This is a genomic window from Pantoea sp. DY-17, assembly GCF_019795975.1.
Classification (GTDB): domain Bacteria; phylum Pseudomonadota; class Gammaproteobacteria; order Enterobacterales; family Enterobacteriaceae; genus Pantoea; species Pantoea leporis.
Window position 1 is genome coordinate 110,121 of sequence record NZ_JAIMIG010000008.1, and the last position, 20,468, is coordinate 130,588.

Genomic DNA, 20,468 nt, shown 5'->3' on the forward strand with positions numbered 1-20,468 from the left:
ATTATTGCATTGCTGGTAACGTTTACACCAATGAGGAACTAAGTAAGATGCTGAAAGTAAACAAAGCGGGCTTATCTTCAGCCTTTTATGGAAAGTACTTTTCCGCCAGAAATCATTAATCTTTAGTAAAACGAAGCCGATACCTGTTCATATTTATGATATATGGAGCAGTATGCTATGCCTTTTATGCGCCCCTGTAGCGCCTTCCTTGTATTTGTCCCTGCGGTACTGCTTGCCGGCTGTTCTGCCCTCCTGCCCCGTGACTACACCAACTATACCGGTCAGGATGCGGCAACTGTTTTTGCTCAGGACCCTGAAGGTTTTGTCGGTACTTTCTACCTTTCCGTGTATGAGAAGACGGGAACCTGCTACGACAGAAAGGAGCGCTACGAGCTGGGTTCGAATATTCTTCCCTCCGGGGGAACACTGATGTCTGCTAAAGTCAGGCCCGGCCAGTTGATGGCGCTGCAACAGCTCTACTCCGCAGGCCAGTGGGCGCTGGTTGACGGTAAAATGACGTACAATAAAGACGGATTTACCGAATCACGCTGGGTTTCATTCATTCCGGAACCGGGTAAACGCTATTTCCTGGATCCCGCCTTGGGGGCGAGAGAAATTCCGTCCGACTACCCGGTAACAGCTTACACAAAAGCTTCCAGCATCTTTTCAGATTTCAAAACGCCCCTGAAACGGAACTGGGATCCCAAAAACCGTTGCCAGCATCTAATTGGTGGAAGCTGAAGAAGCTGACGTTTTCCGTATGACTTTCGTCAGGGCTTTGCGGGTGCTCCGGTGTATAGCCGGATCTCACCGCATCCCGGCCTTTTTAAACATCTCTTCAGCCCTGTCAGCGCGGCCTCCCGGGACAGCGGTATCACGAAAGGGTATTATGGGAGCCAGAAATGGTGGTTTTTTCAGAAGCCTTACGCAAGGACTCGTATGTCTACATCCTATCCACACCGCATTGACACGCTTTTAAATCGCTTCAGTTTTAACTTTGCAAAGAGCCAGGTAAATGAAGTGCTGCCGCTGACGTCGCGCTCAAAAGAAGTCTTTAAACAGGACATTCTTGCGGCCGTTTCCGGGAATCAGCCGCTGCAGGACAGGCTCAATGAACTGGGCCTGCTAGCCTTGCAGCTTGATACGCGTCAGGTTGAGGTTTTCTTCATCCGTGATGAAGCCACGCAGCTGAAGTTGACCTCATTTCTGACGACCTTCAGTAATACGCCAGAAAAAATCATCAGTGAAGACTTTCCATTCCCGGTGGAAGATCCTGTCCAGCTCGGCCGTTTGAAAAAAGGAATGCTTTACCCTGTACTGTCCGATGACGTTGAGATTGCCCGCATCCGCTATCATCGTCTGGTCGCCAGCACGGTCACTGACAGAGAAATTGAGGAGCCGGTTCCTGCTGATCATCTGTCCAGCGAGGGAAAAAAACTCCAGCGTGCCGACACTGTGTATATGATGAAGCGGACGGTGAGAACTCAGCTGTTTCACGTCATTTACTGGCAGCCGGAAACGTCCACTCTCATCCTGTCCGTGGATAAAAATGTACTGTCTGTCGCTTCCAGTCAGGATCAGCTTTTTGTGCTGAGAACGTTTCTCATGACTCATGGAATTGACTGCGGATCGGCAACCGACGTCTTTCACGCCATTGAACCCCTATATAACGCAGCGGACGGGTACATTACCCGGCTGGGGCATGTGACCACCGACGGCAATCCGGTCCGCATTCCTCTCAAGGGTAAGCAGGAATGCCTCAAAAAGGATAGCTATCACCATGCCGGTGAAAGCGGTGGCTTCGTGCACGCTAAATTCATGGTTGAGAAGAAGTGGAAGTTTAAAGTGGATGGCTCTGTCAGTACGGTTGACGTCGAAGTCGGGCTGATGGGTCATCCCAGGATGCTCGATACTGCCCAGCCACTCTCCGATTTTTCAGTGAATAAAGTAAAAAGGCTTGAAGATTTCCGCTTTGCGATTGATAAGGTGTTATCACACATCCCGACATCACAGCCAGAAGCAAGCTGAAACATGAATCATGTTACCCGGGTTAAAGAGTTGCTGAGCGAATTGATGAGGGATACGGCCTCACCGCTGTATGCTGCCTGCCAGCAGATCACGGTCTATCTTGAGCAGCATCCCGCCCAGAATGAACTCACAATTGGCGGACTGCGTGTTGCGCTCAGACGGAATCGGGAAGGAGATGAGGTGCTCATTCGCGCGGCCTTTACGCTAGCTTTTCACCCTTTTGATGTCCTGCAGGTACGTTACCGGCTTTATGACGACACGCTGACGAAGGTCGTTCAGGAGCTGGAACACGCGAGGTATATGGTTGCCCTGACCCGGGACGATTTTGTCGACGTGGAGGGTAATGAAATCGCGCTCACCGAGCTGCAGCGCAGGACGTTTCCCTATTTTGTGAACCTGTTCAAGGCAGACATCGGACAATCAGCGGCGCAGGGGGAACAGAGTGATGTCTGAGGCTCCGCTGGAAAAAATAGCGCTGGATGCAGGTTACAGCATGCTGAATATTCTTGCCGCATTCCCGCACCTAATGGAACACATGGCGAGACAGACTCCGCTGACATATGAGGCATTTGTTACCCAGATTGACAAGGATCTGAACAACGTCATTACGATCACCGAATCGGGCCGGCAGCACCATATGGAAAAGAGTGAGGATGCGCTGACTGATCATATTATTTCACAGCTCAAGCAGCTGTACCCGTCGGTACATCATGATCCTCAGAATGGCGGACACTGCGACTATTATATTGAAGTCAGGAGTGCTAGCGGAGAGCTTTATCAGTGGGTCGCTGAAGCCAAGCTCTGGAAAGGTTTTGAATACGGATATCAGGGCCTTAATGGCCAGCTGCTGGGGAGTTATGCCAAAGGCGGCGAGAATAACTGCCGTGGCGGGATGATATTCTATTCCATGCTTTCCAGCGGGGCGAAGTTTGCCATGGATGAGTGGCATAAGGAGCTGGGAAATAAAGGCATCCTAGGCCACACCCGGCGCAAGGACGGGCTGCGTTTTGATACCGATCACAGGCTTAATGGTGGAACCGGCGCGGATTTTTTTATCAGGCACTACTGCGTGGATCTTTATCATGCACCGACCCGGCAGAAACTCGATAAAGCGGCGGCAAAGGCGGAAAAAAAGCAGGCGGGCAAAAACTGACTCATTCACGGAGATGTCAGGTTACGTTTTCCAAGGGTAAATCAGTGGCGAATTTTTGTTATATCATCGTCCAACAGCCCGGTCGCGCCGGCGTTTATGCTATTGCAGCAGGGTAAGCGCCACCATGCTGCGGTGGTTCATGATCTCCTCGTCCGGGACAACCGTGACGTCGACCAAAGGGAACGGTGCGCCGTAGAGGCGACCGGCCAGCGTCGACTGGTCCTCGATGAGCACGTGAAGTAGCCGTCGCCGTCGGCGGTTCTCAGGCTGTAAAGAACGTAGCTGTAGTAAGCCCGCAGGCTTTCCTCCACGAAGCTGCCCGACTCAATTTTCAGCGTGCTAAGGTCGCAGACGGCGCGAAGCTCCGCCGACAGCTGCAGCTCGATAAAAAGTCACGGGCGTTGTCGGGATGTTTCAGGAAGACCTCAAAGGCCGCGTCGTTGTTTATTCTCGTCTGTTTCTTTCTTCTCAGGCCTGGGGAAGCGACGGCAGGCCCAGCGCGGTACCAGTGACTCCGCTGTCATTGGCACGTTGAACCATTTCTGGTAGGACAATACTACGCGGCATTCCCTCACGTAATTACCTTCATAAATATGACTAACCAGCCCTTTCTGAATGACCAAGAGTTTATATACCGTACCGTATTGTGACCTGATCAGGTCGTGTCAAAATCCGCAGCCGCCATCCCCGGTGTATGTACAGGCTGCGGGGATGTTTGGTGATAGCCAGCCCCGTATTTATCTATGTCATCCCCTCCCCCCTTTGCCTCATATACAAACGCTTCATCAGAAACGGCTTCGCGCCATGCGCATACACAACTTTGCATAAAAAATGATGGTTTGCTTATTTGGTGTTGCTTTGCATCAAAATTCAAGATTTAATAAATAAATGCAAAGATGATATGGAGAGGATTTATTTTGGGCCTGAAGAACACATTAGATCAATGCATTGCTGCCGGACACGAGATGACCCGCGCCATTGCCGTTGCGCAGTTCAATGATGACAGCCCAGAGGCGCGTAAAATAACGCGCAGATGGCGTGTAGGCGAAGCCGCTGACCTTATCGGCGTTTCACCACAGGCCATACGGGATGCTGAAAAAGCCGGACGTCTGCCTTATCCGGACCTGGAGATGCGCGGACGGGTTGAGCAACGCGTTGGTTATACGATTGAACAGATTAATCATATGCGGGATGTTTTCGGTACCCGCCTGCGCAGGCCCGATGAAAGCATGCCGCCAGTTATCGGCGTGGCTGCTCACAAAGGCGGCGTGTACAAAACATCCGTCTCGGTGCATCTGGCTCAGGATCTGGCCCTAAAAGGGCTTCGCGTATTGATCATTGAGGGCAACGATCCTCAGGGTACCGCGTCGATGTATCACGGATGGGTACCCGATCTGCACATTCATGCGGATGATACCCTACTCCCGTTCTACCTGGGCGAGCGGGACGATGCCTTCTATGCCATCAAGCCAACCTGCTGGCCGGGTCTGGATATTATTCCTTCCTGCCTGGCGTTACACCGTATCGAAACGGAGCTGATGGGCCGTTATGATCAGGGAAAGCTGCCGACTGAACCTCATATGATGCTGAGGCTTGCGATAGAATCGGTCGCGCATGACTACGATGTCATCGTAATCGACAGCGCTCCAAACCTGGGTATTGGTACGATTAACGTTGTCTGTGCCGCAGATGTTCTCATTGTGCCTACGCCGGCGGAGCTCTTTGATTACACATCAGCTTTGCAGTTCTTCGATATGCTGCGTGACCTGCTTAAAAATGTCGACCTGCAGGGCTTTGAACCGGACGTGCGTATATTGCTTACCAAATACAGCAACAGTAACGGTTCGCAGTCGCCCTGGATGGAAGAACAGATCCGTGATGCCTGGGGTGGAATGGTTCTCAAAAATGTTGTTCGCGAAACGGACGAGGTCGGAAAAGGACAGATACGTATGCGAACGGTCTTTGAACAGGCTATCGATCAACGTTCCTCAACAGGCGCCTGGCGTAATGCTCTGGCCATCTGGGAACCTGTCTGCAATGAAATTTTTGACCGTCTTATTAAACCTCGCTGGGAGCTACGCTGATGAAACGCGCGCCTCTTATTCCGAAAACTTCACGTTCTGCATCTGAAACACCGACGTCAGCACCTGCTGCACCGATGGTTGACTCTCTTATTGCACGAGTTGGCACGCTCACAAAAGGCAATAGTGTTGTCCTGCCAGTGTGCGGCCGTGACGTAAAATTCGTGCTTGAAACGGTGCCAGCTGATTCCGTTGAAAGCACAACACTTGTCTGGGCGGGTAACGAGCGGGTCCAAGCGTTCCTGACAGAGGACGCTTTGGATGACCTTATCCCCTCATTTCTGACGGTGGGGCAGCAGACGCCTGCGTTTGGACGTCGGGTAGATGACTACATAGAGATTGCTGACGGCAGTCGCCGCCGGATGACCGCAATACTGACATCTTCTGATTACCGTGTTCTTGTTGGAGATCTGAATGATGAGCAGATGGATGCGCTCTGCAAATTGGGTAATGATTACCGGCCAACCAGCGCATATGAACGCGGCAGACGTTATGCCACTCGGTTGCAGAATGAATTTGGTAATAATATTTCAGCGCTGGCTGATGCTGAAAATATCTCCCGAAAGGTGATCACCCGTTGCATCAACACCTCAAAATTACCTTCCGAAGTTATTGCTCTTTTCTCCCATCCGGGCGAACTCTCTGCGCGCGCCGGAGAGCAGTTAAGCCGTGCTTTTACAGAACATCAGGCATTGCTGACAAACAAAGTCGCCGAGTTAGCAGCACGTCGAAAAGACGGAATGTTATTAGAAGCGGATGAGATCCTGGAAGAGTTAATGAATGCCGTGAAACCTAAATCCGAGCCTTCCAGACAACACGTCATCAAGCGGGATTTTGGACCCGGAATGACTGCGCAGTATAAGGGCAACCGTGTGGTTTACAACCTTGACATCACAAAGGTTCCTCAGGGACTTGTTGAACAGCTCGAGGAGCTAATGGAAAAAAGTCATACCAAACTTTAACTTCTTTTCCGGGGCCGTGGTCCCGGATATCGCTGTTCTGGAACCTTTTTTATTTTTTTCATCGGATCTTCCAGTTTTCCTACCATAAAAATTTATGTGACACTGTTTTAGGTGGTTGGGACCACGGTCCCAACCTGTAATATGGATTCATATATCAAAGCGCTCTCCCCTCGCAAAACTGGCTACAATCCTTAAAAATAAGATGTCAGAACTTCATTGCTTCAGCAGGAAGTCATAAATCTAGTTTGAATTACTAACTGGGACCATGGTCCCAACCGGACTGAAGAAATTATCTGAAAGTCGGCTTTGCAAGCATGAAGGACTCTTATATCAAGTCGCGTTACATCCGGTAGATAATTGTCTGGGACCATGGTCCCAGATGGGTCAGAGGCCAGAAATGTTGGTCAGGAAAAAACTGTGACTACTGAGTCATTGAAAAAACTCATATCTGTATGACAGTCTCCTTAGATGGACTAATGCTCCCAGCAGAGAAGCCTGCAATGTAAAGCCGCATTTTAGGCGCCGGCATGCTGACAAGGAGGCTCAGAAGTATTGACCTGCCCAAAGAATAACGTCGTTAGCTTTTAAACGTCATCGTGACGTTATGCCGTTAACGCTGTAAAATTTCACTCGCTTATAGAACCAGAATTTTCAAACAGAGTATTGGAACTATAGATAATTAGTTTCGTACATGAACACGATTTTCTTGTAAGTGAACATGACGTTGCAGACATGATTAACTCGCTGAACGTAACCCGTTTATTCGCCCTGTCTGGTGATACTTTTTCCTAAGCAACCCTGAGTGTTGCTATTCATACAGGTGCCGGCACTTTATCTTTATTCATTGGCTGAGCCCGCCATTCTATTGAGTGATTCGATGAAAGCAGACGAGCTAAACTGCTTGATTAGCGCGGAATTAAGCATAATAAGACCTTCGCCGACTCCGAATAAACTGTAATCCGTGCCGCATGATGCATGTCGTGAAGACGGTATCAATTAGACCGTAAGGACAGGAATAGCCATCCATTGGAAATTAGTAGCTTAAGTATCATCTACCCTTCGTTATTGATCGCCGTTGCGTAAACCTTAGATTTACGATACCGGAATTGTTGAGCCGTACAGAACTTTCATCAGCCACGTACTATTTTTCCATGACGCGCTTCGTCAAACCAACTCAGCAGGCTGACGCCATTTGGCATGAAGTCGCCATGCACGATTCCCGCAGTCCTATAACGGTGCCTGTACAGCCAGATACGGTTGAGGAGTCTCATGGCTATGCCAGTCACATCATGCGTATCCTGCGCAGGAAGCTAGAGTTGCTCGCTCGCCCTATTTGCACTGAACATCTCATCTATTTGGAGCAGAAAGGTCCGAATAAAGGCATCTGTTTGTCGACAGTACTGACGTTCCTTTCAGAGGGGGGGCAGCCACCCGAGTGACTTACTGTTGTAGTGGTCTGACAAATTTGGACACGCTAAGGAGTTATTATTTCATTCATACGGGAGTGACCTGATGAGTGAAAGAACGTTTACTCCCGAGTTTAGACGTGAATGAGCAGGCCCTTTTCCCGGCCAGGGGTGTTTCGTTGCAGAAGTTTGTGGGACTGCAAATGCTGGCCCCAAGGCAAGGCGTAATGGGAGTGGGCAATTACGCACAACGAGAGTAGCGGCGTTACTGCATCCGGTTTAAAGATGACGCCTTCAACCACGACGCAGGCACACGATAAGCAGCGGTTACAGCAACCTGAAGAGCCTATTAATCACGCAGAACGGGATAACGACTTAAAAAAGGTATTGACCTTAATGATACCGGCCTCTGAAAACCATCGTTTACTGGCGAGGGTAGGGACCAGAAGAATGTCTTAATGAGGCTGTTTGCAGCGTGAGCATGATATCTGACCAGCTGGATAAGGCGGTTCGCACTAACGGTTTTCACTGTATTGAGGTCCGGCAACTGTGCGGTGAAAGGACGACCACATCATTGCCTGCCAAAGTCTTCTGATTATACATTCCTTTCTTATTTGTGTTCGGAAAGACGTTGTAAGGTTATTGCCGGTATGCAGCCGGTGAGACTATGCGCGCTGCGCTCGAGTGAAAAGCTATGTACCTGAGCAAATGCGAAATTCGCCACCACTCCATGACCGATTACAGACCTCTTTCAAGTCAGGGAACATCGCAGATTACATGGGAAATACATCAAGTTTAGGAGGGCTGAATTTTATGTGATGGGAAATACATCAAGTTTAAAAGACCTAACTGGCACACCCGTTTTCATCACGAAAATTCCTGTGGGAAATACATCAAGTTTGTCAGGGTGAGGCCTATATATTAAGTAGCATATAACTGACTGTGGGAAATACATCAACTTTGAAACTTTTCCATACGTAAAGGAGTTATGTCTGGCTGTCTGGTGTGGGAAACAGGTCAACTTTGAACTCCCAATAATTAGCCAGATACGATCGGTATCAGAGTATATGGGAAACAGGTCAAGTTTACCGTCAAGCCTTAAGGGCATTATGGGAAAGACATCAAGTTAGTCAGTTGATGATATGGGAAAAACATCAACTTCGGGGATATGTGTGGGAAGAAAGTCAACTTTCCAAGCCTTGCGGACTCTCAACTGGCAGACAGAGGTTTATCCATAACACTAAACAGCAGGCGGCCATCGTCCTGAGTACTGTAACTGACTTTTAAAGGGGTTTTCTCGTTAATCTTCTTGATAGCAGGTTCAAGAAAAGTTCTCTTCATCTCTGCTTTGTTTGATCGCTGTGAATCAGCCAGCATAAAGCGTTCGCATAGCCATTCGTGATCAGTTATCCATGTTCCGGTACTGCGGAACTGGCACAGGCTTTCATAAAGTCGAATAACCTTAACGCTGTTGAGCTGGCCACAGTCATAAAGGGAATAGGTGGTGAACTGAGATGACAATCCTACCAAGAAGGGCATTACCTTGTAGTTAAACTCTATCTGCCATGAGCCTCTGCCGCGCTTCATCCCTGCCTCAGAGAGCCAGGGACGGGTAACCTGCTCGAACTCTCCTTCCCTTGGATAGAATGTCACTGTCGACTCACCTAGGGCCTTTACGCCAGCTTTAACATCGCGGCTAGCAACAGCGGTTGCAACGTTGAAATACTTAACGTAGTCGGAGACGCTCACGCTAAAGAGCGGCAACACATCAGACTCAAGATCTTCAGATGCCTCACTAAAATAAGCTTGCATCAGACAAAGCCAGAGTACGCGCTTTGCCTGAAGTGGAAGATAGTAGGCAGCTTCGGTTAGCTCATTTGACTGCTTGATGCTTACCTTTTTCTTGTAACTTTTTAGTGAGATTCTGCTCATCCAAAGCCTTTGTGGGTAAAAAATTATTACCCATATTCGCATCAGGAGAGAAATTTGCAACGTTTAACATCGCACTTATCAACATGTGGATAGCTTGATTTTTAACTTGATGCATTTCCCATAGCTTGTTGATGCACTTCCCATATGAAGATGCATCGGATCCCATTATTAGTTGTCTTCCTTCCCATCAATACATGCGCCATGTCCCATAACTGTCATCAATGAAGACAGTGATAGCAAGGCTTCACAGCAGGCTAAAAAGCTTAAAATACAGAAAATACCTAAAAATCCTTTAAAATTTAGTCCTGTGAAAAACGTGTATAACCACTCACTGGAAAATATCGAGCGTAAGCAGACCATATTAGATTGGATGAAATTTCGCTTCCTCAGTCATTCGCGAGCAAGCTCGGTCATGACTTGCGGCGAGCGCGTAAGAGGAGTTGTACAAAAACAACACTCATATGCTGCCTTCTGCCTCCATGCATGCAAAAAAAGAGAGGGCACAGCCGTCACAACCTTATGAAATTCTACGGAACTGACATTAGTCATAAGGCTTCTATAGGTCCCGGGCGAAAGTAAATCACTGCGCGGGATTCTCGTCAGAGCTTAAAAAGTCATCTTCCGTAACATCAAGCTGCGTCAGAATATGGCGATTGGGCAGAAAAACGCTGAGGATGAATCAGGGAGAATAATCATCGGTAATAACGTGACGATCGGCGCGATGGCCTTCGTGAGTAAAGATGTGCTGGCTAACAGAGTGGTCTACTGTGAAAAAAGTACGATGGTCCGGCCAAAGTAATCGAGACTGCTGATGCGCTGCTCATCACGGGCAGCGCTGATAACGATCGGCCTCTTATCCGGATTTGTTCGAAAGAAATTATCTGACAAATGCCACAGGGATATCTTTCCAGTTTGTGGTCCAGGCAGGGGAAAGCAGCTTACGTTTCATTTTCCACTCGTTGTTCACTCCCTGACGCGCAAACCACAGGTTTCCCAGCCCGGACTGGTTAATACCGTCCAGCACCTTCATCAGTTGCGCACTGTTTTTTCTCGGCTGATCTTCATCGAACAGGTTCAGCTGGCTGACGCCATGCGGCGTGAAGTCATCAAGCATGATGCCTGCCGTCATATAACGGCGACCTTCCAGCCAGATGCGGTCCAGCGATCGCATGGTCACCTCGATGACGTCACGCGTATCCTGCGTCGGGCGCGGGAGCTTCTCGCCGGCGCTGTTGCCGTAGAACACCTCATCTTTCGCGTGCGGCGAGGTCCGGATAAACACGCCAACGTGCCGGCAGAACTGACGCTCTTTCCTGAGCTTCTCCGCTGCGCGCGTGGCGTACTGGCAAAGCGCCTCCTGCATGGCCACCTTTGTGGTGATGCGTTCACCGAAAGAGCGACTGGAGACGATCTGCTGCTTCGCCGGCGGCATCTCCTCGAGTGGTATGCATGATTCGCCGTTGAGTTCGCGCACGGTTCGCTCAAGCACAACGCTGAAATTTTTGCGGATGAGGGCAGGGTGCGCTCGCGCCAGCTGCAGGGCATTTTCAATACCCATCAGGTTAAGGCGCTTGCCGATGCGGCGCCCCACGCCCCAGAGTTCCTCTACGGGCTGATTCAGGAGAAGGGTTTCGGTTCGTTTAGGATTGCCGGGCGTCAGCGCCAGCACGCCGCGGAACTGCTTCCATTCCTTGCTTGCCCACTGCGCAGATTTCGCCAGAGTTTTGGTCGGCCCCATGCCGACGCCCACGGTCAGGCCGGTTGTGGCCATTACGTGCGCGCGCAGGCGCCGCCCGAAATGTTCAAAGTCCTCGCAGCCATCGATGCCGGTTAAATCGAGGAACATTTCATCAATGGAATACTGTTCAACCCGGGGCGTCATTTCTTCCAGTGCTGTCATAAGGCGCTGCGACATTGAGTGGTACAACGCGTAATTGCTTGAAAATACGTGAACTTTTTCAGGGTATTCCTGTGCTTTAAGCTGAAACCAGGGCATACCCATTTTTATATTCAGAGCGATGGCTTCGACGGATCTCGCGATAACACAGCCATCGTTATTGCTTAACACCACCACGGGTTTGCCGCGCAGGTCAGGGCGGAACAAGGTCTCGCAACGGGCATAAAACTTGTTCGCGTCGGCTAATCCAAACATAGGCATGGTTACCTCCGGCGCGCGCGCGTACTGTTAAAAAACCATGTGACCACGCCAAGCAGCTGCAGCTCTTCCGGATAGATGACGGGGTAAGCCGGATTCATGGGCAGCAGCGCAAGACACGGCTGCAGCTGCAGGCGCTTGACCGTGAATTCGCCGTCTACCTCCGCGATGACGATGTCGTGGTGCGCGGCCTCTTCTGCCCGGTCAACCACCATGACGTCGCCATCAAACAGGCCGAGATCCTGCATGCTGTTGCCGCTGGCACGCACGAAGAACGTCGACGCGCGCCGGCGAATGCAGAGCTCGTTGAGATCGAGCTCTTTTTCGACGTAATCCTGTGCAGGGGAGGGGAAGCCGGCCGCGCAGGGCTCCGCGAAGAGCGGCACGCGTAATCTGGGCGTAAAAATGGGTGGCCAGAGCAGAGTGAGATCCGCAGAACAGGCTGCCTGTTTCATAGAGCTGCCCTCTGCAGATGAGCCGGGGATAGGGCAATTGCTGCCTGTACGTCACGCATAAAAATCCTCCTCAATTAAATACTGTATTTATGTACAGTATTAATTAGGCGGATTTGTCTGGCAAGTCCCTAAGCTGAATGATCGCCGTTTAGCAGGTCATCTGCCTGAATGGCGACCAGTTTTATTTTCCCGTGACGTCGGACGTCATTTCTGAAGCATCTGCAGCAGAACCGCTCTCCGGTTCTTCGCATTGCTTGCATTTCTGCAGATGGGCGGCCAGTCGGAAATTTGCAGGTATTAATTGCGGTCGATGCTTCGTTGACCGCGAAACTGCAGGCTGTGCCGCCTCCAAAAATCACATGCCCGCTGCTCGTTCATAGCGCTCAAGTCAGGCGAGTGGAAGCTGTTTAGTGCTTAAGTCGTTTAACCGAACGGCGAAAAGGGCACATAAAAAACCGCCTGGCGGCGGCTTGTATCATTTTCACCAACTCTTATTTGGACTTTTGGTATATGAGCCGCTACGGAAGCTGGCATCAATAGCGTTGCGACAGTCTTCGGTGCCGCGCGGATCGGAGGCTTTTTTACACTCTTCAACTTTCGCGTTTCGTTCCTTATCGTTCGCCTTATACCACTCAAGGCTCTGTGCATTCGCATCAAAGCCGGCGAGTAGCGTGGCGACCAGCACACCTAGTGAAAGTATTCCCGTACTCATCATTTACCTTTTAATGCATGGATTGCGGAACAAATTATAGTTCGGCAACGCGTCCGGTTCCACGGTTCGGCATATGGGAGGCTTTCCTGAACGAAGGAAAATTTTGTTCGGCGCGTGCAAACGGTGTTAACAAGGGAAGGATGTACTAAGTCCACTATGTGCTAAAAGCAGAAGTTGTTTACATCAAGTTCCAATAATTATTATGGAGCAAATCACCGGGCTCCAGAAAAAGCTCAATTTATATAGGAAATAAGAAATGTTCAAATTTAAGGCTCTACTGAACCTTCCAATGCAATTTTCACATTATGACGTAAGCCTGACCTTTGAAATTATTGCCTCTCTAAATGCGCAAACTGATGCCTCTATCGAAGCAAATATAAGCCAATATCGTATTGAAGGGCCTGAAGTGGAAGAGCATGAAATTTCGGCTGAAGATAATGCTTATCACATTGTTGAGTATTATATGGGGCTTGATAGCGGCTCTGTTGATTTAGATGATATGTTCACATCGTACTATCCCAGCGTTACACGTCGCTCTGTCTTCTTGACGTTATATGGCATGCTTGAGCACGATTTCGAGAAGTTATGCAATGGCTTTGCAAGAATTCACAACGCTCCCGTAAGGTTGTCTGATCTCAAAGGTAGTGGTTTTGAGCGTTGTGATCTGTATGCCAGAAAGATAATAGGCATGAAAACTTCAGATCATTACTCTGCTGTTAAAAAAGTAACTAAGTTGCGTAATGCTTGTGCGCACAACGATGCGCGTTTCGTCTCGAATGATAATAAGCCTATTCCTGAGCTATTAGAGCTGATGGCCACTTTTTCAAATGAATTGGTTAAGGATGGTGAGCAGGTCAACTTTAAAGCTGGCTCTCTCCAGGCGATGACAAATATATTAAAAAACTACTTCAACGACGTTCAGGAAGCTCTGACGGCACATAAAACACCTGACGTATTTGCTGAATTCCGCAAACAGACCCTTGGCAAATAAAAAAAGCCGCCCAAGGGCGGCTTACTGTCACTTACTGTGAATTACGTTCACCGGAGCGTTAATGGTGGTATTGATATTAATACCCTCACCGCCGCTATAGGCGTTCAGCAATGCCATCAGCAGTGACACAACAAGTGCGTTGCGTCTCATGCGTGGAGCCTTACGGTTTGACCAGTGGCGTTCGGCGCGCCGCGCAAGAGAAAGAAAGCTTCTGCTTGTGCTTGGTCGGTGGATAGGACTGGCAAGGTGCCGAAATGGCTGATAATCCACCTTGCTCTTAGCAACACGAGAGAGCATGCCACAACATCGCTCTAACTTTCATTGCCTTTCCCGATTGCTACTAAGTTGTGCGTAAAAAACGGTGTTTCGATCCAGAGTGTTCACATTTGCTTCCTTGCTTAAGCCGGCTGAGTGAAATTTACTCACCTGCACAAGTTGCAAACCATACGCCAAAACGTGATACTGGATTCGAAAGCTTCTGCTTGTGTTTGCTACTGCAAATCAGCAGCGGCAAAAATTGCCTGATAACAATTTTTGCCTTTCCAGAGAAATGCCTGATAACATTCCTCTGGATTCAATCAAACCGCCTTCGGGCGGTTTTTTTGTGCCTGTCTCACCCACTTCGTTTTGACCAAATAAGCATGCCACAAATTGTATGGAACATCTTGCCCTTTTCATCACTCGTGAGAGTTACCTGCTGCACTAAAGCCATTCATTCGTAACTTGCTGAAAAGCTCATATTATTCATTGTATTAGATGGGTGCTAGTTTGAGTGTTTTATCAGATTTACGAACTAAATGGTTAAATATTGTTCTATCTGAAGTTCGGAAGCGGGCTAAATAATTTCTTTCGACTCGAGAGTGTGTGTGGGAGAAATTAAATTCATGCTTATCCGTTGATTAATAGACCGTATAGCTAGCAACAGCCGTTGCGGCTCAAGTGCGAGCTTCAGCTATTCACAACTCTTAGTGAACATTAGCCAGGCGTCAGTCCGCCTTATCGGTCTAATACAAACAGCATCGTTTAGCCGCTCACCTGCCAGAATCGCTTCCAGTTTCTTTTCCTGAGACCTCGGCCGTCATTTTCTGAAGCATCTGCAGCAGGAGGTCTTTGCTGAGCTGATCGGATTTCAGCGCTGGCATAACGTTGATAAGCGACAGCGTAACAGTGGCCATCGCCACCGATCGCTTTACACGTTCTGCGTTCTCGTAGTCTTTGTACGTGCGGAGGCTCACCCCAAGCTCTTCGGCAGCCCTGTCACGGCTCCAGAGCAGGCTTCGGCGCCAGAGCTTCAGTTGCCAGCCCGTCATATTCCTTCTCCTTGCCCATCTATATCGTTTTATTATCTATAAAAAGTGCAGAAACTGCACTTTTTTAGAAGTTATTAATCATCCGCGATTCACTCTCTTCTCTCACATGCGTGACGCCACAGCGCTGCAAAGGCCGGCGCCCGATCCTAAAAACGCCATGCAAGCTCCCTCTGTGCCATCGGGCCTGCACCGTGCCTTCACCTTAGCCGGGCCGCTGCGCCGGCAAGGGGTCTGTCGTCACCCGTTCCCCGCCGTACGCGGGACATTCAGTCCGCTCCGGCGGCGCGTGCGGCTTCCTCCCTCGCCCGTTGCCTGCTCCGCTTTGCGCCCGGCTTCCGTGGCGGCACGGTGCAGATGGTGCCGTGCAACCCTTAATGGAGGAGTCAACATGCCAAACTGGTGTGCCAACAGGCTGCGGGTTTCAGGCCCGGAATATCACGTAAAAAATGCGCTGGCGCTGATTGAAGGCGGGGAGGGCGTTCCGCTTTACGCGCGGGCAGCTGCAGAAGGGATCCAGCTCTTTCTGGCGGGCTGTGCCGGGCTGCTGCGCCCGGTGGAAGCGACGGACTATGTCCCGTATCCCGCTCTGGTGAAGGGGACGGGAAGCGATACTCCGCAGAACCGCGCTTTTACGCAGTGGGTGGCGCAGCTGCGTGACGGCGCTGAGCTGACGCCAGAAATCTGCAACACGCTGCACGAACTGTGGCTGGCCAGCGATTTGCAGCGCATGACGTGGTCATCGCTCTCTGCTGAGCAGCAGACGGTGATCGCCGGGCTGTGGCAGATAAAGCAGGGTGACTGGCACTGGATGCGGGGTAATAACGGCCTCAGCGAGTCGTGGGACAGCCAGTGCCGCGAAGACGCGCTGCCGCTGCAGGCGCTTCCGTTCGACATGCTGCAGCTGATCCCGCCGCGTCTTGATGCGGAGATAAACGGATACAACGGACGCCTGCTCCACGGCGTGACGGACGGGTTTACCGACGTAGTTGATCGCTGCGGCACAAAGTGGCCACACGCACACAATCTTGACGTGTCGCACGCGGAACTCATCACCTTTGACGCTGATTTTGATACGCCCTGGTCGCCTCCCTCGCCGGACGTGCTGGCAGCGCTGAGCGAGCGTTACGGCGTCACCGTTGAGCACTGGTATGCCGAGTCCGGCAGCAGCTACTGCGGATGGGCTGTTTATGAAGCGGGCTGTCAGACCGGGGAGTGCTGCGACTCGCTGGAGTGGGGCGATGAGGAAGACGAGTTCGGGTTCAGTGAGGTGACGGGCCCGGCATGGATCATTGACAACGTGGCCAGCTACGGCGGCTGAACAGGAGGCGGCGGGCGCAGACCCGCCGGACAGAAAATGAATGCATCCCTGACCATTGAAAAACTGATCGAGCACCTGCAGAAGTTTGCTCCCGACACGCCCTGCGTGGGTCACTTCTGGATAGCTGACGATTTAGAAGACGTGGCCCCGGAGCTCACGCCGGAGGAAGTGGTGGCCACCTTAGCGCTCGCTGACAACACGCTCGACGCTGAGAACAGCCTCAGCTGGTATTTCCTGCGCCACTGTGCCGACACGGTGCTGGCGCGCAGGATGCTGAAGTAACTAAAGGCGGCCGCCTGCGGGCGGCGCTCTTTACGGAAAGGAGAAAGACGTCGCTGCGCTCCGCCTCCATGCCGTTTCCCGTCCTGCGGCCGGAAAACGGCGGGTATGAAGTGCCGTGCCCTCACGGTAGCCGGGCTGCTTCGCAAACAAGGTAAGCTGGCGCCGTCCTGCTCACCCGTTCCCCGCCCTGCGCGGGACATTCAGTCCGCTCCGGCGGCGCATGCGGCTTCCGCGTCCGCCCTTGTTTGCTCTGCTTATCGCCCGTCTGTGTGGAGGTCACGGCACCACTACCGGTGCCCCTTCATACACAGGAGCATCACTATGTCTCGATTCATGCACGGCGACAGCGTACAGGTTATGGGCGGCTTTCCGGACAAGAGCATTGATTTCATCCTCACCGATCCGCCATACCTGGTCGGCTTTAAGGATCGTTCAGGCCGCTCGATTGCGAACGATGTAAACAGCGAGTGGGTGCTGCCGGCAAGCCAGCAAATGTACCGGGTGCTTAAAGATGACAGCCTGGCGGTGAGCTTCTACGGCTGGAACCGCGTGGACATTTTTATGCAGGCGTGGAAAGCCGCGGGTTTTCGCGTCGTCGGCCACCTGGTCTTTACCAAACCCTACGCCTCTAAGTCGGCGTTCGTCGGCTACCAGCACGAGAGCGCGTACCTTCTGGCCAAAGGCCGCCCGCGGCTGCCGGCAAAGCCGCTTCCTGACGTCATGCCCTGGCAGTACACCGGCAACCGCCATCATCCGACTGAAAAACCGGTCAGCGTGCTGCGGCCGCTGATTGAAACCTTCACCCAGCCCGGCGCGATCGTACTGGACCCGTTTGCGGGCAGCGGTTCAACCTGCGTTGCCGCACAGGAGTGCGGCCGCCGCTGGATTGGCATCGAGCTCCAGGAGGAGTACCACGCCGCCGGCCTGCGCCGCCTTTACGCACATCGCGCCGCGCGCGCGGCATAACGGAGACCGATAAATGCTTAATCTGACAGAACAACACGCGGCCGATCGTCTGGCTGACGACGTGGCCGATATAGACGAGACCCTGACCGAGCTGTTCCTGCGGATCCACGCGATGCGCCAGCGCTGGCCGCGGGACAGCGACGCCCCCGCGGTGCGACTGACGCTGCTGGCAATTGACGATATCTGCGATTCCCTGAGGGATGCAGGCCGCCGCGCGGAGCAGCTGCGGGGCTGTCTGCGCAGGTGACGGGATTCTGCGGGGCGGTTAAAAAGCAACCGCCCCCGGATATTCCCCCCATTGCCTGGCCTGCACAAATGTATCCACAGGGTTCCGGGACGGATATGCACCCCGGATGTGGACAAGACAAAAAGGATGTCGCGAGCTCCGCCGTTTATGCACGCCGGCGGCGTGCGGGAATAAACGTCCGTGCGGTCTGCGGCCAGTGCCGTGCCTTCACTTTAGCCCGACGGCGGCGTGTTCAAGAGCCGCAGGCTCTCCTCCTCCCCCGTTCGCACTCACTCCTGCGCGCTTACTCCCGTCGCGTCTCCGCTCATGCTTCGCGTCGCCGCCGTGCGTAATCACGCCTCCGTTCGCTTGCGCTGCGGCCTCGTCGTCGCTCTTGATCACGCCGCTGTCCGTCGGGCTGTCATTCAGGCACGGCACAGGCCGGAACTGTATCCCCTTTACCTGCGGAGGTTTCTGATGAACACAGCACTGCACGCGCCCCAGGCGGCGCGTTTTCTGGACGGCTTCGTAAAGCTGCGCTTTCTGCCTTCTCTGTTTGGCGATGATTTTATGCGCGCCGAAAACAACGTCTATCTGTACGCCGCGCGCTATCTGACGAACTACAACGGCGGTGAGTGGACTTTTGTTCACCTGGAGCAGGGCGGTGGATACATGATCCCGCCGGATGGCACCTGGCGGTTTGAGAATCCCGAAAACTGGTCTGTGGCAGAGGTCTCCGCTGACGCGGCGGGGATAATCATCACCGCCCTGGTTCTCAACCACCGCAGCTGGATGTATGACCGCCACGACGAGGAGGAGCTGTGTGCGCTGTTTTGCCGCCGCCACCGCCAGCTGATGGTCTGGGCAGAAACTCATCCCGAAGCCGCCGCCATTTTTCGCGCGCTTGACTGAACACTAACAGGGGCGGCAGAGCCGCCCACAAGGAGATAACACGATGCACGGTAACGTAAATGAAATCTGCGCCTGGCTGCTGGAGACCTTTGAGCCGGGCACTCCGTTCACCATCCTGGTATGGACGGAGGAGGACGTTCAGGATTCTACGGATTCAATGGCACTGACGGAGGAGGAGGCGCACGCGGTGCTGGGCGAGATCGGCGAGCTTGATGATCACCGGCGCTACGGGATAGGCCGGGAAACCGTGCGAGAGCTGGCGTGCCAGGTCCGCCGCGACCGACAGGCAGCGCGGCACGTCACCCTGCCGGCCGCGAGCCTGGCGGTACTGCTGGAGCTGGCCGGGAAGGCTGGCGAAACGGGCGAAGGTAAGGACGCTAAGGAGGCTATTCATCAGGCACAGGAGGCCATGCGCGGGTAGCATGGCGGCTGTCAGATGAAGGTCATTTTTTCATCTGGCAGCATACCCGTCTGAATGCACCTTAAACCTATTGCCGCCTGCGGCGGCCGGCAGCTGAGATGGCGCCTTCGGCGCCCGCCCGCATACCGGCAAATCAGAAATAAATAAGCTGCTTGATTTTAATAATTCTGTCCGGCAGGATGCGCACCTGAAATTAATCAGGAGATGCGCAATGCAAAAAGCGAAATTATCTATGGCGAAGAAAGAAAAGCCATATATTGAATTTAATGGCATGACATTTAGTATCGATGATTTTATGAAGATGCATGAGGAAGGACGCCCTGTAAAGCACGAGCTTTTATCCGGAGATACACTGGTAACCTGTATTGATGGTGAGGAAATATTTTCCGATATTCTGAAGTAAAGAAGGATTCAGTAATCGTTTTTATGTCTATGATTTTGAATGTTTTTATTGTGATTTATAAATGTAATTTTGCTCGCATATGCAGCCTGTCAGGACTCTATCTGACTTAATTTTCGGATGTGCTATTAATAGCCAGTTTCGTATTCATGATAATTAATAATACTGGATCGTGTACGGTCGAGGCTTTAAGAGTTTGAATGATTATCTTTAAGTCTTTCCCTTTCCTTTTCCTTTTCCTTTCCCTCCTTCTTTTAAGAGTTTTATTAATTAGCTGAGCTTGTAAGGCCATCTGAGTTTATTTCCTTATTTATTGTCCTTTTTTGAGCAAATAGAACGACTTCACTCGGCCCCCTTCGGCTCCCCGGCAAGCCGGGTCGTCAAGCCCTACGTCGCTAAGCGGCAAGCCGCTAAGCGCCACCGAACCCCTGCGGGTTTCGGCCGCAGGCGGTTTCGGTCTGATGGCGAAAGTCAACGGCTGCAACCGGCTTGCGCCGGTGCGTTCACCGCCCCGGATAAGGCCTCCGGGGCTTCAGGGCGGACCGCCGGGGCGGTCCCTGACGGCTTTCACGGCATTCCGTTCTGGTCTTTCGCAGAGGGCTTTTCGTAGCACCGCCGGTTCGTTCAGAAAGGGGTGAAATGCACTCCGTCAAAAACTTTTTGCGGAAGGGCCACAAAAACTTTTTGCCTCCGCCCCTTTATGCCCTCTCTTCGTCGTTGCTACTCGGCCCTCGCCGCGAAAGGCCAGACCGGAAAGA

Annotated in this window: 19 protein-coding genes and 1 pseudogene; 14 read left to right on the forward strand and 6 right to left on the reverse strand. The window is 51.8% G+C overall.

What is annotated here, in order from left to right; translation table 11 throughout:
• Positions 1-177 precede the first annotated feature (177 nt).
• From K5Y33_RS23310 to K5Y33_RS23325, 4 genes are all read left to right on the forward strand, one after another.
• Positions 178-741: a hypothetical protein gene (locus K5Y33_RS23310; protein ID WP_222235251.1), complete on the forward strand. Its 564-nt coding sequence runs from the start codon at positions 178-180 to the stop codon at positions 739-741.
• A 198-nt stretch (positions 742-939) separates the two neighbouring features.
• Positions 940-2,028: a hypothetical protein gene (locus K5Y33_RS23315; RefSeq protein WP_222235252.1), complete on the forward strand. Its 1,089-nt coding sequence runs from the start codon at positions 940-942 to the stop codon at positions 2,026-2,028.
• 3 nt (positions 2,029-2,031) lie between these two features.
• The gene (locus K5Y33_RS23320; protein ID WP_222235253.1) at positions 2,032-2,481 is read left to right on the forward strand and encodes a hypothetical protein; all 450 of its coding nucleotides are present in this window, start codon (positions 2,032-2,034) and stop codon (positions 2,479-2,481) included.
• Positions 2,474-3,181: a hypothetical protein gene (locus K5Y33_RS23325; RefSeq protein WP_222235254.1), complete on the forward strand. Its 708-nt coding sequence runs from the start codon at positions 2,474-2,476 to the stop codon at positions 3,179-3,181. Before K5Y33_RS23320 ends, K5Y33_RS23325 begins: the two co-directional genes overlap by 8 nt.
• Before the next feature lie 102 nt (positions 3,182-3,283).
• Here the strand turns inward: K5Y33_RS23325 and K5Y33_RS23330 are convergent.
• Positions 3,284-3,653: pseudogene (locus tag K5Y33_RS23330) on the reverse strand (Rpn family recombination-promoting nuclease/putative transposase); the annotation flags it as partial.
• A 445-nt stretch (positions 3,654-4,098) separates the two neighbouring features.
• On the opposite strand from K5Y33_RS23330, the gene sopA reads away from it, so the two are divergent.
• Together sopA and K5Y33_RS23340 are read left to right on the forward strand one after the other, a co-directional pair.
• Positions 4,099-5,265 (forward strand): plasmid-partitioning protein SopA, encoded by a 1,167-nt coding sequence (gene sopA / locus K5Y33_RS23335; RefSeq protein WP_222235255.1) that lies wholly within the window; start codon positions 4,099-4,101, stop codon positions 5,263-5,265.
• Positions 5,265-6,224: a ParB/RepB/Spo0J family plasmid partition protein gene (locus tag K5Y33_RS23340; RefSeq protein WP_222235256.1), complete on the forward strand. Its 960-nt coding sequence runs from the start codon at positions 5,265-5,267 to the stop codon at positions 6,222-6,224. Before sopA ends, K5Y33_RS23340 begins: the two co-directional genes overlap by 1 nt.
• Positions 6,225-8,839: 2,615 nt before the next feature.
• On the opposite strand, the gene K5Y33_RS23345 is transcribed toward K5Y33_RS23340, so the two are convergent.
• The 4 genes from K5Y33_RS23345 to K5Y33_RS23360 all read right to left on the reverse strand — a co-directional run bounded on the left by K5Y33_RS23345 (position 8,840) and on the right by K5Y33_RS23360 (position 12,884).
• Positions 8,840-9,562 carry a replication initiation protein gene (locus K5Y33_RS23345; protein ID WP_255610415.1) on the reverse strand — a complete coding sequence of 241 codons (723 nt, stop codon included), beginning with the start codon at positions 9,560-9,562 and terminating at the stop codon, positions 8,840-8,842.
• Between the two features lie 877 nt (positions 9,563-10,439).
• Complete coding sequence (gene umuC / locus K5Y33_RS23350) at positions 10,440-11,714, reverse strand: translesion error-prone DNA polymerase V subunit UmuC (protein WP_222235257.1); 1,275 nt, start codon at positions 11,712-11,714, stop codon at positions 10,440-10,442.
• 8 nt (positions 11,715-11,722) lie between these two features.
• Positions 11,723-12,172, reverse strand: a complete 450-nt coding sequence (gene umuD, locus K5Y33_RS23355) for a translesion error-prone DNA polymerase V autoproteolytic subunit (protein ID WP_255610416.1) — start codon at positions 12,170-12,172, stop codon at positions 11,723-11,725.
• 481 nt (positions 12,173-12,653) lie between these two features.
• Positions 12,654-12,884 carry an EexN family lipoprotein gene (locus tag K5Y33_RS23360; protein ID WP_222235258.1) on the reverse strand — a complete coding sequence of 77 codons (231 nt, stop codon included), beginning with the start codon at positions 12,882-12,884 and terminating at the stop codon, positions 12,654-12,656.
• A 256-nt stretch (positions 12,885-13,140) separates the two neighbouring features.
• On the opposite strand from K5Y33_RS23360, the gene K5Y33_RS23365 reads away from it, so the two are divergent.
• Complete coding sequence (locus K5Y33_RS23365; protein WP_222235259.1) at positions 13,141-13,875, forward strand: hypothetical protein; 735 nt, start codon at positions 13,141-13,143, stop codon at positions 13,873-13,875.
• A 1,031-nt stretch (positions 13,876-14,906) separates the two neighbouring features.
• On the opposite strand, the gene K5Y33_RS23370 is transcribed toward K5Y33_RS23365, so the two are convergent.
• Positions 14,907-15,185, reverse strand: a complete 279-nt coding sequence (locus tag K5Y33_RS23370) for a helix-turn-helix transcriptional regulator (RefSeq protein WP_222235260.1) — start codon at positions 15,183-15,185, stop codon at positions 14,907-14,909.
• 388 nt (positions 15,186-15,573) lie between these two features.
• Between K5Y33_RS23370 and K5Y33_RS23375 the strand changes: the two genes are divergently transcribed.
• The 7 genes from K5Y33_RS23375 (at position 15,574) to K5Y33_RS23405 (ending at position 19,713) form a co-directional block, all read left to right on the forward strand.
• The gene (locus K5Y33_RS23375; RefSeq protein WP_222235261.1) at positions 15,574-16,503 is read left to right on the forward strand and encodes a DUF1281 domain-containing protein; all 930 of its coding nucleotides are present in this window, start codon (positions 15,574-15,576) and stop codon (positions 16,501-16,503) included.
• Between the two features lie 36 nt (positions 16,504-16,539).
• The gene (locus K5Y33_RS23380) at positions 16,540-16,785 is read left to right on the forward strand and encodes a hypothetical protein (protein WP_222235262.1); all 246 of its coding nucleotides are present in this window, start codon (positions 16,540-16,542) and stop codon (positions 16,783-16,785) included.
• Positions 16,786-17,106: 321 nt separating this feature from the next.
• Positions 17,107-17,751, forward strand: coding sequence for a DNA methyltransferase (locus K5Y33_RS23385; RefSeq protein WP_222235263.1), 645 nt, complete (start codon positions 17,107-17,109; stop codon positions 17,749-17,751).
• 13 nt (positions 17,752-17,764) lie between these two features.
• Positions 17,765-17,998, forward strand: a complete 234-nt coding sequence (locus K5Y33_RS23390; protein WP_222235264.1) for a hypothetical protein — start codon at positions 17,765-17,767, stop codon at positions 17,996-17,998.
• Between the two features lie 456 nt (positions 17,999-18,454).
• The gene (locus K5Y33_RS23395; protein ID WP_222235265.1) at positions 18,455-18,889 is read left to right on the forward strand and encodes an antirestriction protein; all 435 of its coding nucleotides are present in this window, start codon (positions 18,455-18,457) and stop codon (positions 18,887-18,889) included.
• Positions 18,890-18,932: 43 nt separating this feature from the next.
• A complete protein-coding gene (locus tag K5Y33_RS23400) occupies positions 18,933-19,310 on the forward strand; it encodes a DUF1380 family protein (protein WP_222235266.1) in 378 nt (125 codons plus the stop codon).
• 211 nt (positions 19,311-19,521) lie between these two features.
• Complete coding sequence (locus K5Y33_RS23405; protein ID WP_222235267.1) at positions 19,522-19,713, forward strand: hypothetical protein; 192 nt, start codon at positions 19,522-19,524, stop codon at positions 19,711-19,713.
• Positions 19,714-20,468 lie beyond the last annotated feature (755 nt).